The sequence below is a fragment of the Aeromonas veronii bv. veronii genome, from assembly GCF_000820225.1.
Lineage (GTDB): Bacteria > Pseudomonadota > Gammaproteobacteria > Enterobacterales > Aeromonadaceae > Aeromonas > Aeromonas veronii.
Genome location: NZ_CDDK01000029.1, coordinates 17177 through 30777 on the forward strand (window position 1 = coordinate 17177; position 13601 = coordinate 30777).

Below are 13601 nucleotides of genomic sequence, written 5' to 3' on the forward strand. Positions count from 1 at the left end.
GGACATGGCACAACATACATTTCTGGTAGAGATCGGTACTGCTGAGCTGCCGCCCAAAGCCCTGCGCTCCCTGGCCGAAGCCTTTGCCGACAACTTCAAAGCCGAACTGACCAAGGCCGATCTGGCCTTCGGCGACGTCGAGTGGTTTGCCTCCCCGCGCCGTCTGGCGCTGAAGGTAAGCGAGCTGGCCGGCGAACAGCCGAGCAAGAGCGTCGAGAAGCGCGGCCCGGCCGTGGCGCAGGCGTTCGATGCCGAAGGCAAGCCGACCAAGGCTGCCGAAGGCTGGGCCCGTGGCAACGGCATCACCGTTGAGCAGGCCGAGCGTCTGGTCACCGACAAGGGTGAGTGGCTGGTTCACACCGCCAAGGTCGAAGGCCGTCCGGCCAAAGATCTGCTGGGCGAGCTGGTTAGCCAAGCACTGGCCAAGCTGCCGATCCCGAAAATGATGCGCTGGGGCGACAAGACCATCCAGTTCGTGCGTCCGGTGTTCACCGTGACCCTGCTGCTGGATGGGGATCTGGTGCCCGCCCACATTCTGGGTATCGACTCTGCCCGCACCATCCGCGGTCACCGCTTTATGGGCGAGAGCGAATTCACCATCGACAACGCCAGCCAGTACCCGCAGATCCTGCAGGAGCGCGGCATGGTGATTGCCGACTTTATGGCGCGCAAGGCCAAGATCAAGGCTGACGTCGAAGCGGCCGCTGCCGCCTTCGGTGGCGTTGCCGACCTGGACGACGCCCTGCTGGAAGAAGTGACCGCACTGGTCGAGTGGCCGGTGGTGCTGACCGCCAACTTCGAAGAGAAGTTCCTGGCCGTTCCGGCTGAAGCGCTGGTGCACACCATGAAGGGTGACCAGAAGTACTTCCCGGTCTACGACAAGAGCGGCAAGCTGCTGCCGAAGTTCATCTTCGTCACCAACATCGAGTCCAAAGACCCGAGCCAGATCATCAGCGGCAACGAGAAGGTGGTTCGCCCCCGTCTCTCTGACGCCGAGTTCTTCTTCAAGACCGACCTCAAGCAAACTCTGGCCTCCCGCCTGCCGCGCCTTGAAACCGTGCTGTTCCAGCAACAGCTGGGCACCGTCAAGGCCAAGGTCGAGCGTATCGAGACCGTTGCCGGCTTTATCGCCGAGCGTATCGGCGCCGACGTAGCTCAGGCCAAGCGTGCCGGTCTGCTCTCCAAGTGTGACCTGATGACCAACATGGTCGGCGAGTTCACCGACACCCAGGGTGTCATGGGGATGCACTACGCCCGTCACGATGGCGAAGACGAAGCGGTGGCCGTGGCCCTCAACGAGCAGTACATGCCGCGCTTTGCCGGTGATGCCCTGCCGTCCGGTCTGGTTGCCTGCGCCGTCGCGCTGGCCGACAAGTTCGACACCCTGGCCGGTATCTTCGGCATCGGCATGCTGCCGAAGGGTGACAAGGACCCGTTCGCCCTGCGTCGCGCCGCCATCGGTGCCCTGCGCATCATGACCGAGAAGCAGCTGGATCTGGATCTGGTTGAACTGGTTGAAGAAGCGGTACGCGTCTACGGCGACAAGCTGACCAACAAAACCGTCGTCACCGACGTGGTCGACTTCATGCTGGGCCGCTTCCGCGCCGCCTATCAGGACGAAGGCATCGGTGCCGACGTGGTGCTGGCCGTACTGGCCCGCCGCCCGACCCGTCCGCTCGACTTCGATCGTCGCGTCAAGGCCGTCAGCCACTTCCGCACGCTGGATGCCGCCCTGGCACTGGCTGCCGCCAACAAGCGCGTGAGCAACATTCTGGCCAAGGTCGAAGGCGAATTGCCGACTGCCGTCAAACCGGAACTGCTGGTCGATGCCGCCGAGAAGGCGCTGGCCACCCAGGTTGCCGAACTGCAAGCCGAACTGGCCCCGCTGTTCGCTGCCGGTGACTATCAGGCTGCCCTCACCCGTCTGGCCGCCCTGCGCGAACCGGTCGACACCTTCTTCAACGAGGTAATGGTGATGGCCGACGATGAAGCCCTCAAGGCCAACCGTCTGGCACTGCTGAACAACCTGCGCAACCTGTTCCTGCAAGTCGCGGATATCTCCCTGCTGCAGTAACACTGTCTGTATCAAAAAAGGCACCTTAGGGTGCCTTTTTTATTTTCTACCACCGCATTCTCGGTATTCCTAGCTCACGACCTTGATAACCAAAATATGATATATATGGATGTGTCACACCTATTTCCTAAGTTTTCCAGAATAGTTAATAAGGAAGGTGATAAATTATATGTAAAACTATATTATCGGATCAGGTATATCTTCCATCTAATCACTGTTAGCCCTAAAAAATGAAACAATTAGCCAGTGCAGAAGTCACCAATAAAAAAGCTATCGATATCGATCAGAGGTTTGGGATCATGAATAAGTGGACTTTTCTCATGATGCAGGCCTTTGAAGCTAGGAGCTTTCTGGATCTCGCCGAGAGTACCCACAGAATAAGCCCTAAATCATCAATGAAAGAGCTACTAACTCAACTGGCATTATTCAAAGCCTTTCTATTGTCGTATGGCAAGTGTTTCTTATCAGCAGGGAAAGGCCGCAGTAAATTAGAAGAAAAACACGTTTTTGTGGATAGAGGTGATTTGCTCATCATTCATCATCGCATCATGGCACTTCGGAACACATTTGCGGCCCATAACGATATGTCAGGCCTCGATGATGCGATTCTCGATATTAAAGAAACGGAAGATGAGTTTATCCTGTCACATAGGTATGCCTTTGCCATTCCGCTGAATGAATATGAGGAATACAAAAAATGTACACAGGTGCTTGAAGAATATTTGTTCGATAAAACAAACAAGGCTGTGGACTCACTTCAAAAACAGCTAGGCAAGGCAATAAAGATGAAACAAGGCTAAACAGACACGTAGGTTCGATTAGCCGGAAGGCGTAATCGGACGTTCGCGTATATCACGTCAACGGTGCAGGCCGGTTTTAAACACTGGTGGGAGACAGACGCAATCTCATCCCCGATCCCGACCCGATCACCGGAATTGCCCCTCTCAGGAAAGATGAGCTGTTATCATTTGAGACAGTGCCCAGCGCCGCCACGCCCCGAGAGGAGAGTCATGGATATACCTGCCGCCCCGTCCCCCGCCATCTGCCAGCTGTGTCAGGAGAAAGCAGATCTCGATTTCGACTTCACCATGGCCTTTCAGCCCATCGTCGATTGCAGCCAGCGCACCATATTCGGTTACGAGGCGCTGGTGCGGGGGATCAACAACGAACCGGCGCAGAGCGTGATTGCCCGGGTCAACGACGACAACCGCTACCGCTTCGACCAGCTGTGCCGGATCAAGGCCATCGCGCTGGCCGCCCGGCTCGATATGCGGGGCATGCTGAGCATCAACTTTCTGCCCAATGCGGTCTACCGCCCGGAGCGCTGCATCCGCACCACCCTGCAGGCGGCCCGCGAGCACCACTTCCCCATCGAGCAGATCATGTTCGAGCTGACCGAGGTGGAGCAGGTGCAAGACAGCCAGCATCTTCGCGGTATCGTCGATCACTATCAGGCGCTCGGTTTCAAAACGGCGATCGATGACTTTGGCGCCGGTTACTCGGGCCTCAACCTGCTGGCCGATTTTCACCCCAACATCGTCAAACTCGATATGCACCTGCTGCGCGGCATCGACCATGACCCGACCCGACAAGCCATAGTGCGCCACTGTCTGGCCCTGTTTGCCGAGCTGCAGATCACCCCGCTGGCGGAGGGGATCGAGACCCGCGAAGAGATGGCCTGCCTGCGGGAGATGGGCATCAGCCTGATGCAGGGCTATCTGTTTGCCCGCCCCGGCTTTGAAACCCTGCCCGAGGTGGATTTCGCCAGCTTGTAAGCCATATCAACCGCGGCTGCGCAAACATCCGGCTCCATAGCGCTGGATGACAAGCGGTTTAGCCAGCACCACTGCTATGATGCTGGCACCTGTTCATCAACGACCGAGATATCATGAGACGCAAAACCATGGCCCTGCTGCTGGGCACCCATCTGCTGGTCGCGGCGGCAGGCTTTGCCGCCGGTGTCTATACCCTGCCGATCCTGATAGCGCCACCCGCACCTGATACCGAGCAGGTCGCGGCCAGCCAGCAGCAGGCGAGATTCCACGGCACCTTTCGCCGGGATCTGAAAGACAGCGATCGGCTGCACTGGGGGGAAGGCAAGGTGAGCATAGGGTCGGATGCCGTCAGTCTGATGGGCAAGCTGGCCCCCGGGCCGGACTACCAGCTCTACCTCTCCCCCGAGTTTGTCGAGACCGAAGCCGATTTTGCCCGCCTCAAGGATCAGATGGTGCGAGTGGGGCCGGTGAAGACCTTCGACAACTTTATCGTGCCGCTGCCCGCCACGATCGATCCGGCCCGCTTCAGCAGCGTGATCGTCTGGTGTGAAACCTTCGGCCAGTTCATCACCGCCGCCCGTTATCAGGATCTGCGTCCGGAGCAGTAACCTCGCCCCAGACCCGCACCATGCAAAAGGGCTGACATCGCTGTCAGCCCTTTGGCTATCCGGCCCGCTCGTCATTAACGCTCCGGCTTGGTCATCTCCCGCAGCAGCTGATCGATGCAGCCCACTACCTGCTCAGAGTTCTGCTCGATCTCGCGATAGAGCGCCTCCGCCTCTTCATGCTTGTGCTGATTTTTCAGCTCGATAACCTGCTGGATCACCTGATGCAATCTGGCGTGGGGGGCGGCCATCGCCCTGAAGGCGGGTTGATCGCCGCAGCATGCCTGCCCTTCGCTGAAGTACCAGTGGCCAAGACGGCACTCCTTGTCGCTAACCGCCTCGCTGCGCGACAGCCCCTCCTGCCCATCCAGATAGGCACGCACCCGAGTCTTCCAGCCCATATGAGCGGCGCGGGCGCGACTCAGCACCATCCGCACGTTGGAGCCATCCTGGAACTGTCCGGCCAGATCCCCCAGCTTGTCCACCAGGGTCGCCACATGGCTGGCGATATGGGCGGTATCCCGCGCCACCAGCGTGGTGGCCTGGGAGATCTCATGGACGCTGACGATATTGCGGGTGATCTCGTCGCTCACCGAGGACTGCTCCTCCGAAGCGGTGGCGATCTGGGTGTTCATGTCGCGAATGCTGTTGACCGCCCCCTTGATCCGACCGAGGGCTTCTCCCGCCTGATTGGCCCGCTCCACCGACTCCCCGGCCCGCGAGACGCTGTGTTCGATCATGGTCACCGTGGTACCCACCGCCCGTTGCAACTGCTCGATGGTGCCGCGGATCTCGGCGGTGGAGTGCTGGGTGCGCCCGGCCAGCGAGCGCACCTCGTCGGCCACCACCGCAAAACCGCGCCCCTGTTCACCGGCCCGGGCCGCCTCTATGGCGGCGTTGAGGGCCAGCAGGTTGGTCTGCTCGGCGATGGACTGGATCACCGCCAGCACCGAGCCAATCTGCTCGCTGGCCTTGGCGACCTCTTTCACCGTGTTTCCCGCGCTGGCGATCTCCTCCGCCAGTTGTTCGATCATGTTGACGCTCTGCTGCACCACCTCATCGCCGGTGACCGCCTGATTGTCCGCTTCGTTGGCCGCTTCGGCCGCCTGTGCCGTGTTGTTGGCCACCTCGTGTACCGTGCTGGTCATCTCGGTCATGGCGGTGGCGAGCTGGGTGGTCTGCTCCTGCTGGCGCGTCATGCTGCCAAGGTTGCCCGCCGCACTGCGCGAAAGCCGCTCACTCTCGCCAGCCAGTTCGCCCAGAGTGGCGGTGAGCTGGCTGATGGTGTCGCGGATCTTGGCAACAAAGCCATTGAACGCCGACCCGAGGCGACGGATCTCCTCCGGCCCTGCCACCGGCAGCTTGCTGCCGAGATCGCCGGAGCCATTGGCCAGCGCCTCCAGCGCCTTGACGCTGTCGAGCAGTGGTCGATTGATGCGATTGAGTGCAAACGCCATCACCATGGCAATCACCAGAGCCCCTACCAGAGAGATGATCGCCATCTGCCAGCCCTGACGCGCCAGATCGGCCGCGACCAGACTGTGATCCCGGGTCAACTCGATGATACCGACCGCCTTGCCGGAGTAATCGCGCAGGGGGGCCGCCATCACCAGCAAATCACTCCCCTGTTGCGTCATATTGACGAAGCGTTCCTCACCGGCCAGTACCGGCTGATACCACTCCATCACCTCACCAAGCCGGGATGTGCCAACCAGCGTCACCAGCTTGCCCTGCTCAAACAGATAGATGGCGAGCTGCACCTGCTTGTCCAGCAGTTGGCCAAACAGCTTTTCATCCAGAGCACGACCGAACTCCACCGAACCGACCGGCTGCCCGTTGAAGGTGACCGGCACGACCCCGCGCAAACCGGTACCAGCCACGCCAATCTCCAGTCCGCCAACGGCATGATGCTCGCGATTCACCTCAACCACAGTGGGGCGAATGGCAGAGAGGTCATCACCGTGCTTTTCAGGCTTGTGTACCCGATAGAGGGAGGTGGCAGGCGGCAGGTGGAACTGGAACTGCTCGATCCCCTGCGCCTTGAGGGCGGGCCAGAGCGGATCAAACAGATTGGCGAGGGTCTGCCAATCCTTGTCGGCCACCGCCTTTGCTGCATCCGGCCGCTGGGCGATCAGGGTCGCCGCCAGCACGGTTTCATGGCTGGTGTTTTTGATCACCGCTTCCACGTTCTGGAGCTGGCTCCGCAGTGCAGCCTGCTCGGCCGCGAGCGCCCGCTGGCGATTTTCAAACAGATTAAAGGTAAGCAGCACCACGGCGAGCAATACGATGCCGCCAATTGCCAGCAGCGTGATCTGGTGACCCAGCTTGCGAGGGGGGAACATAAGACACCATCCTTGACAGTCATACCCAACCTACAGGATGGAACGGTTAAGTCGGGAGTCCATCAGAACTTAACCCTTTGTTGATATTGATCAAACGATTAACAGGCAAAATGCGAGATGGGTCAAACAGGGGGAATATCCACCAGATAGAGGGCCATTCCCTGCTTCGTGAGAGGCCCTGCATCCAGCCAATAACCAACCCGCAGGCTGGCGAGCGGATTAACGAAAACGGTGCAGGTGGTAGTCGACATGGTAGTCGTTACCATTGCGGAACATGATGGAGTAGTTGAGGAACTCTCCGCTCTCGCTGTATGAGAGCGAGGTGAGCCGCAGGATAGGGGCCCCCTGCTCGATATGGAGCAGCTCGGCAGTAACCCGATCCGCCAGCACGGCACTGAAGCACTCATAGTTACCCGCAATCGCGATGCCGCACTCCCGTTCGATGTAGTCGAATTTGGACCCTTCCAGATGGGCGACCGACAGATTGCGAAACAGTCTGACCGGCATATAGCTCTCTTCCAGCAGCAGAGCCCGACCATCCACCGAGCGGATCCGGCTGGAGTAATAGACGGGTTCATTCACCTTCACCCTCAGCTGACTGGCGATGGCCGGTGGCGCAGGCATGGTGCGAAATTCCAACACCTGGCTGGCCAACGTGCGCCCCTGCTCGCGCATCAGTTCGGTAAACCCGCTCAGCCCTTTGGTCTCATGCTGGACATCCTTTTTCGTCACATAGGTGCCGCTGCCGTGGCGCCGCTCGACCAATCCCCACTCGATCAACATGTCTACCGCTTTGCGAATGGTCATGCGGGAGACACCATACTGTTCTGCCAGCGCTTTTTCGCCCAGCAACACATCTCCCACCCGGCACTCGGCACCGTTTACCCTGATCCTGAGTCGATCAGCCACCGATTTATAGATCACTGCTAGACATCTCCTGTGGTCACAACGCCAACCATCTTATTCTCAATCAAGTGGCTAAATTGCTTAAAAACAATAACTTAACTTTCAACTAAAGCTGCAAGAACATCACAAAACCAAGAGGTACAACAATATCGCAAAAGTTAGACATCTTTGTCTAAATAACTACATGCGTCAGATCACATTATTCCAAGATATTTCATGAGGTCTCTTTTTATCGTTGCTAATTTGCATCTGGCAACACCGGCAAGGATTCGATTAGCTATTTCAACCAAGGGACAATATATGCTCAGTCAAATTCAACGTTTTGGCGGAGCAATGTTCACTCCTGTACTGCTTTTTCCTTTTGCAGGTATGGTAGTAGGCATTGCAATTATGCTGAAAAACCCGATGTTTGTCGGTGAATCACTGGCAAACCAACAAGGATTATTCTTCCAGATCATCCATATTATTGAAGAGGGTGGCTGGACAGTATTCAGGAATATGCCGCTTATATTTGCGATTGGCCTGCCAATCGGTCTGGCAAATAAGGCACAAGCCAGAGCCTGTCTGGCTGTATTGGTCAGTTTCATGACCTGGAACTATTTTATCAACGCTATGGGCATGACCTGGGGCAGTTATTTCGGGGTCGACTTCAGTCAGGATGTGGGGGGGGAAAGTGGCCTCGCCATGGTGGCGGGGATCAAGACCCTGGATACCAGCATCATAGGGGCCATCGTCATCTCCGGCATCGTGACGGCACTGCACAACCGCCTGTTTGATCGCCAACTGCCGGTCTTTCTCGGCATCTTTCAGGGCAGCTCCTTTGTCACCATTGTCGCCTTCTTCGTGATGATCCCCTGCGCCTGGCTGACCCTGCTTGGCTGGCCAAAAGTACAGATGGGCATCGCCTCCCTGCAGAATTTCATGCTGGTCTCGGGTCCGGTCGGGGTGTGGGTATACACCTTCCTCGAGCGGATTTTGATCCCGACCGGCCTGCATCACTTTATCTACGGCCCCTTCATCTTCGGCCCAGCGGCAGTAGAGGGGGGCATTCAGCTCTACTGGGCGCAGCACATGCTGGAGTTCAGCCAGAGCACTCGCCCGCTGATTGAGCAGTTCCCTCAGGGTGGTTTTGCCCTGCATGGCAACTCGAAGATTTTCGGTGCCATGGGGATTGCCCTGGCCATCTATGCCACGGCAGCCAAAGAGAACAAGGCCAAGGTGGCAGGCCTGCTGATCCCGGCCACCCTGACCGCCATTCTGGTCGGCATCACCGAGCCGCTGGAGTTCACCTTCCTCTTCATCTCGCCGCTGCTGTTTGCCATCCACGCTCTGCTGGCAGCCACCATGTCGACTGTGATGTACCTGTTTGGTGTGGTCGGCAACATGGGTGGAGGTCTGCTCGACCAGTTCCTGCCGCAGAACTGGATACCCATGTTCCACAACCATGCGGGAATGATGTTCACCCAGATCGCCATCGGGTTGGTCTTTACCGGAATCTGGTTCCTGATATTCCGCGCGCTGATTATCAGGCTCAATCTTAAAACACCGGGCCGGGAAGACAGTGAAATAAAGCTTTATTCCAAGTCAGATTATCAGGCAGCCAAAAATCAGCGTGGCAGTGATAGTGCAACACAAATTATCGAAGCGCTTGGTGGAGTTAAAAATATACGCAGTCTGAATAATTGTGCCACGCGCTTAAGAATATCGCTGGTTAACAGCAAGCTAGCCGCTGCAGATGAGGCGTTTATTAAATTAGGGGCCCATGGTGTCGTCCGCCATGGCGATAGTATCCAGGTAATTATCGGTCTGCATGTACCTCAGGTACGTGAAAATATGGAATCGATTATGAACAACAGTCATCAACAATCGTCTTTAGTAATGGAGTCATGATCATGAAAAAATTCTCTGTAGTCATTGCCGGTGGTGGCAGCACTTTTACTCCTGGTATCGTTCTGATGTTGCTGGAAAATCAACATCGCTTCCCGCTCAAGGAGATCAAATTCTACGACAACGATGGTGACCGTCAGGAGATCATCGCCGAAGCCTGCAAAATCCTGCTGAAAGAGAAGGCTCCCGAGATCGCCTTCAGCTATGGCACCGACCCCAAAGCAGCGTTTAGCGATGTAGATTTCGTCATGGCCCATATCCGGGTTGGCAAATATCCGATGCGCGAGCTGGACGAGAAGATCCCGCTGCGTCATGGCGTGGTCGGTCAGGAGACCTGCGGCCCGGGCGGTATCGCCTACGGCATGCGCTCCATCGGCGGGGTGCTGGAGCTGGTCGACTATATGGAGCAGTACTCACCCAATGCCTGGATGCTCAACTACTCCAACCCGGCCGCCATCGTCGCCGAAGCGACCCGTCGCCTGCGTCCCAACGCCAAAATCCTCAACATCTGCGACATGCCGATCGGGATCGAGGGGCGCATGGCCCAGATTGCCGGTCTCAAATCCCGCAAAGAGATGCGGGTACGCTATTACGGCCTCAACCACTTTGGCTGGTGGACCCGCATCGAAGATCTGGAAGGCAACGACCTGATGCCGAAGATCAAGGAGCACGTCGCCCGCCACGGCTATGTGCCCAATAGCGCCAGCCATGCCGAAGCAAGCTGGAACGATACCTTCGCCAAGGCAAAGGATGTGTGGGCGCTCGACCCGGATACCCTGCCTAACACCTATCTGAAGTACTACCTCTACCCGGACTATGTGGTGGCCCACTCCAACCCGGAACACACCCGTGCCAACGAGGTGATGGAGCACCGCGAGAAGCAGGTCTTCACCGCCTGTAGCGACATCGTCAAGGCAGGTAATTCAACAGCGGGCGAGCTGGAGATCGATGAACACGCCTCCTATATCGTGGACTTGGCAACCGCCATCGCCTTCAACACCCAGGAGCGGATGCTGCTGATCGTTCCCAATCGCGGCGCTATCCCCAACTTTGACCCGGAAGCCATGGTCGAGATCCCCTGCCTGGTCGGCAGCAGCGGGCCAGAGCCGTTGCAAGTGGGCAGCATCCCGCTGTTCCAGCAAGGCATGATGGGCCAGCAGGTCGCGGTCGAGAAACTGGTGGTCGAAGCCTGGGTCGAGCACTCTTACCAGAAGCTGTGGCAAGCGATCACCCTATCCAAGACAGTGCCCAGTGCATCGGTGGCCAAGTCCATTCTCGATGACTTGATAGAGGCCAACAAAGCCTACTGGCCGGAACTGAAATAAACCGCCCATAAACAAAAACCCCCTCGTGACAGAGGGGGTTTTTCGTCTTGGCAACGGGTGCGGATTAACGCAGCGGTTTGACCGAGCGGCGGACGATCAGCTCGGGCTGTACCGTCATCGACTCCACTTCCAGCTCCTTGTTGCGGATCCGGCTGACCAGATGCTTCACCGCCAGCTGGCCCAGTTCGGCCTTCGGGTGGCGGATGGTGGTCAGCGGCGGGCTGGAGAAGCGCGCCATCTCCACATCGTCGTAGCCGATGATGGAGATATCGTCCGGCACCTTGACTCCGGCTTCCCAGGCAGCGCAAATCGCGCCGATCGCCATGGGATCGTCGAAGGCAAAGACCGCGGTCGGACGAGGCTGCAGGGCCAGGATGCGCTGCATGGCATCGAAGCCGCTCTGGCTCTCGTAATCCCCTTCAAAGACCTGCTCATCTTTGAGGGTCAGACCGTGCTCGCCCAGCGCATCACGTACCCCGTCCAGTCGCTGCTGGGTGGTCGGCTTGGAGAGCTGGCCAGTGATGCAGACGATGTCGCGGTGCCCCAGCTCCAGCAGATGGCGAACGGCCATGCGGGCGCCGATGCGGGCGTTGTCGTTGATGACGTTGGCGAAATCGCACTCCGTGCCCCAATCCAGTACCACCTGCGGCACGTTCTTGTGGATGCGCAGCATGTCACGCAACGGGGTGTCGATATCGGTACCCAATACCAGCAGTCCATCCACCCGTTTTTCCATCAGCATTCTCAGGTAATGCTGTTGGCGAGGCGGCTGGTTTTCGGTGTTGCAGAGGATCAGGCTGTAGCCCTGTTCGAAGCAGTACGCTTCAACCCCTTGCACCACTTCTGCGAAGAAGGGGTTTACGCTGGTGGTAACCAGCATGCCAATGGTCTTGGTCGAATTTATTTTAAGACTGCGCGCTACCGAGTTGGGCGCGTAGTTGAGTTCTGCCACCGCCTCAATCACTTTCTGGGTCGCGTCTTCGCTGACCCGCCGAGTGTGGTTGAGCACATGTGAGACGGTGGAGATGGATACGCCTGCGCGCGAGGCGACATCCTTGATAGTGGCCATCTCTGTCTCCTGACTGTCAAAGGCGGAACATTAGCAGATTTCCCGAATAAAGGCTTGGTTTTAACGAGCTCTGCCACGGAATTGTCAATGCCGGCTAATTTAGGCGCTCATTTTTGTTTGCGCAAATGGATTGTGGTCAAAATGGGAGCGCTGTCAGAGTAAAATATCGCCAGATTAATCCTCTGGCGTTTGTCAGAATCGCCTCTCGTTACCAAGATGTTAAGTCAACAAATCAAAATTAAGCTCTGATTAGCGGAAAATAACAGGTCATTTATTTCAAAATCCGCCCATCCAACCCCCTCTGGTTAGTATCTTTAACAGCTTGTTATTGCCCCGTGAGGAATGATAGAACCATACCTATAGCCGGATGCACGGGATGTAGATCCGGAATGGCACACGGAAATGAAACAATCCACTGATTAAGGGACGAATCAATGCATAAGTTGAGCAAAATCACAGTTGGCGCAGCGGTTTCTTTGGCTCTGTTTGGATCGATCTCCATCGCCCACGCGGCAGACACCATCAAGATCGGTATCGCAGGCCCGGTCACCGGCCCGGTCGCCCAGTACGGGGACATGCAGTTCACCGGCGGCAAGATGGCGGTAGAGCAGATCAACAAGGCTGGCGGCATTAATGGCAAGCAGATCGAAGCGGTCGTCTATGACGATGCCTGCGATCCCAAACAGGCGGTGGCCGTTGCCAACAAGGTGGTGAACGACGGCGTCAAGTTCGTGGTCGGTCACCTCTGCTCCGACAACACCCTGCCCGCCTCCGACATCTATGAAGACGAGGGGATCCTGATGGTCACCCCTGCCTCCACCAACCCCAAGATCACCGAGCGCGGTTACCAGCTGACCCTGCGCACCATCGGCCTGGATAGCGATCAGGGCCCGACTGCCGCCAAGTACATCATCGAGCAGGTCAAACCCCAGCGCGTGGCCGTTATCCACGACAAGAAGCAGTACGGTGAAGGAATCGCCTCCAGCGTCAAAGCGGCGCTCGACAAGGCTGGCGTGAAAGTGGTGGCCTTTGAAGGGATCACCGCCGGTGACAAGGACTTCTCCGCCCTGATCGCCAAACTGCAGAAAGAGAACGTCGATTTCGTCTACTACGGCGGCTATCACCCTGAGCTGGGTCTGATCCTGCGTCAGGCTGGCGAGAAGGGGCTGAAAGCAAAGTTCATGGGCCCGGAAGGGGTGGGTAACAAGGATATCTCCGCCATCGGCGGCCCGGCTTCCGAAGGCCTGCTGGTGACCCTGCCGAACAAGTATGATCTGGTGCCTGCCAACGCCCCGCTGGTGGCGGCGTTCAAGGCCAAGGGTCAGGACTCCTCCGGCCCGTTCGTCTGGACTACCTATGCCGCGGTGCAAACCCTGGCAGCCGGTATCGCCAAGGCGGGTGAAGATGACCCGGCTGCCGTTGCCGCCGCCATCAAGGCTGCGCCGATCGATACCGTGATGGGCCCCCTGACCTGGGCACCGAACGGTGACCTGAAAGGCTTCGAATTCGGTGTGTTCCAGTGGCACGCTGACGGTACTTCCAGCCAAGTCAAATAATCTGCCGATCGGGGTGAGTACGCTCACCCCCTCCTCTCTTTGCGGGCAAGTACAGGGAACGC

General features: G+C 57.7%; 10 protein-coding genes. 7 read left to right on the forward strand and 3 right to left on the reverse strand.

Annotated features, from left to right (window positions below; all coding sequences use genetic code 11):
* Window positions 1-4: 4 nt before the first annotated feature.
* From glyS to BN1139_RS12310, 4 genes are all read left to right on the forward strand, one after another.
* Window positions 5-2074 (forward strand): glycine--tRNA ligase subunit beta, encoded by a 2070-nt coding sequence (gene glyS, locus BN1139_RS12295; RefSeq protein WP_005355939.1) that lies wholly within the window; start codon window positions 5-7, stop codon window positions 2072-2074.
* Window positions 2075-2304: 230 nt separating this feature from the next.
* The gene (locus BN1139_RS12300; protein ID WP_013724220.1) at window positions 2305-2874 is read left to right on the forward strand and encodes a hypothetical protein; all 570 of its coding nucleotides are present in this window, start codon (window positions 2305-2307) and stop codon (window positions 2872-2874) included.
* Window positions 2875-3084: 210 nt separating this feature from the next.
* Window positions 3085-3849 (forward strand): EAL domain-containing protein, encoded by a 765-nt coding sequence (locus tag BN1139_RS12305; protein WP_005355934.1) that lies wholly within the window; start codon window positions 3085-3087, stop codon window positions 3847-3849.
* Window positions 3850-3962: 113 nt separating this feature from the next.
* Entirely contained in the window at window positions 3963-4457 is a 495-nt protein-coding gene (locus BN1139_RS12310; RefSeq protein ID WP_005355933.1) for a DM13 domain-containing protein, read from the forward strand.
* Window positions 4458-4531: 74 nt separating this feature from the next.
* Here BN1139_RS12310 and BN1139_RS12315 read toward each other — a convergent pair whose 3' ends face one another.
* Window positions 4532-6796, reverse strand: coding sequence for a methyl-accepting chemotaxis protein (locus BN1139_RS12315; protein WP_005355932.1), 2265 nt, complete (start codon window positions 6794-6796; stop codon window positions 4532-4534).
* Between the two features lie 219 nt (window positions 6797-7015).
* A complete protein-coding gene (locus BN1139_RS12320; RefSeq protein ID WP_005355931.1) occupies window positions 7016-7720 on the reverse strand; it encodes a GntR family transcriptional regulator in 705 nt (234 codons plus the stop codon).
* A gap of 282 nt (window positions 7721-8002) precedes the next feature.
* Between BN1139_RS12320 and BN1139_RS12325 the strand changes: the two genes are divergently transcribed.
* Window positions 8003-9592: an alpha-glucoside-specific PTS transporter subunit IIBC gene (locus tag BN1139_RS12325; RefSeq protein ID WP_013724222.1), complete on the forward strand. Its 1590-nt coding sequence runs from the start codon at window positions 8003-8005 to the stop codon at window positions 9590-9592.
* Entirely contained in the window at window positions 9589-10914 is a 1326-nt protein-coding gene (locus BN1139_RS12330) for a 6-phospho-alpha-glucosidase (RefSeq protein ID WP_013724223.1), read from the forward strand. Before BN1139_RS12325 ends, BN1139_RS12330 begins: the two co-directional genes overlap by 4 nt.
* 64 nt (window positions 10915-10978) lie before the next feature.
* Here the strand turns inward: BN1139_RS12330 and BN1139_RS12335 are convergent, their stop codons facing one another.
* Entirely contained in the window at window positions 10979-11983 is a 1005-nt protein-coding gene (locus tag BN1139_RS12335) for a substrate-binding domain-containing protein (protein WP_005355925.1), read from the reverse strand.
* 434 nt (window positions 11984-12417) lie between these two features.
* On the opposite strand from BN1139_RS12335, the gene BN1139_RS12340 reads away from it, so the two are divergent.
* Window positions 12418-13539 carry a branched-chain amino acid ABC transporter substrate-binding protein gene (locus tag BN1139_RS12340; protein WP_005339442.1) on the forward strand — a complete coding sequence of 374 codons (1122 nt, stop codon included), beginning with the start codon at window positions 12418-12420 and terminating at the stop codon, window positions 13537-13539.
* Window positions 13540-13601 lie beyond the last annotated feature (62 nt).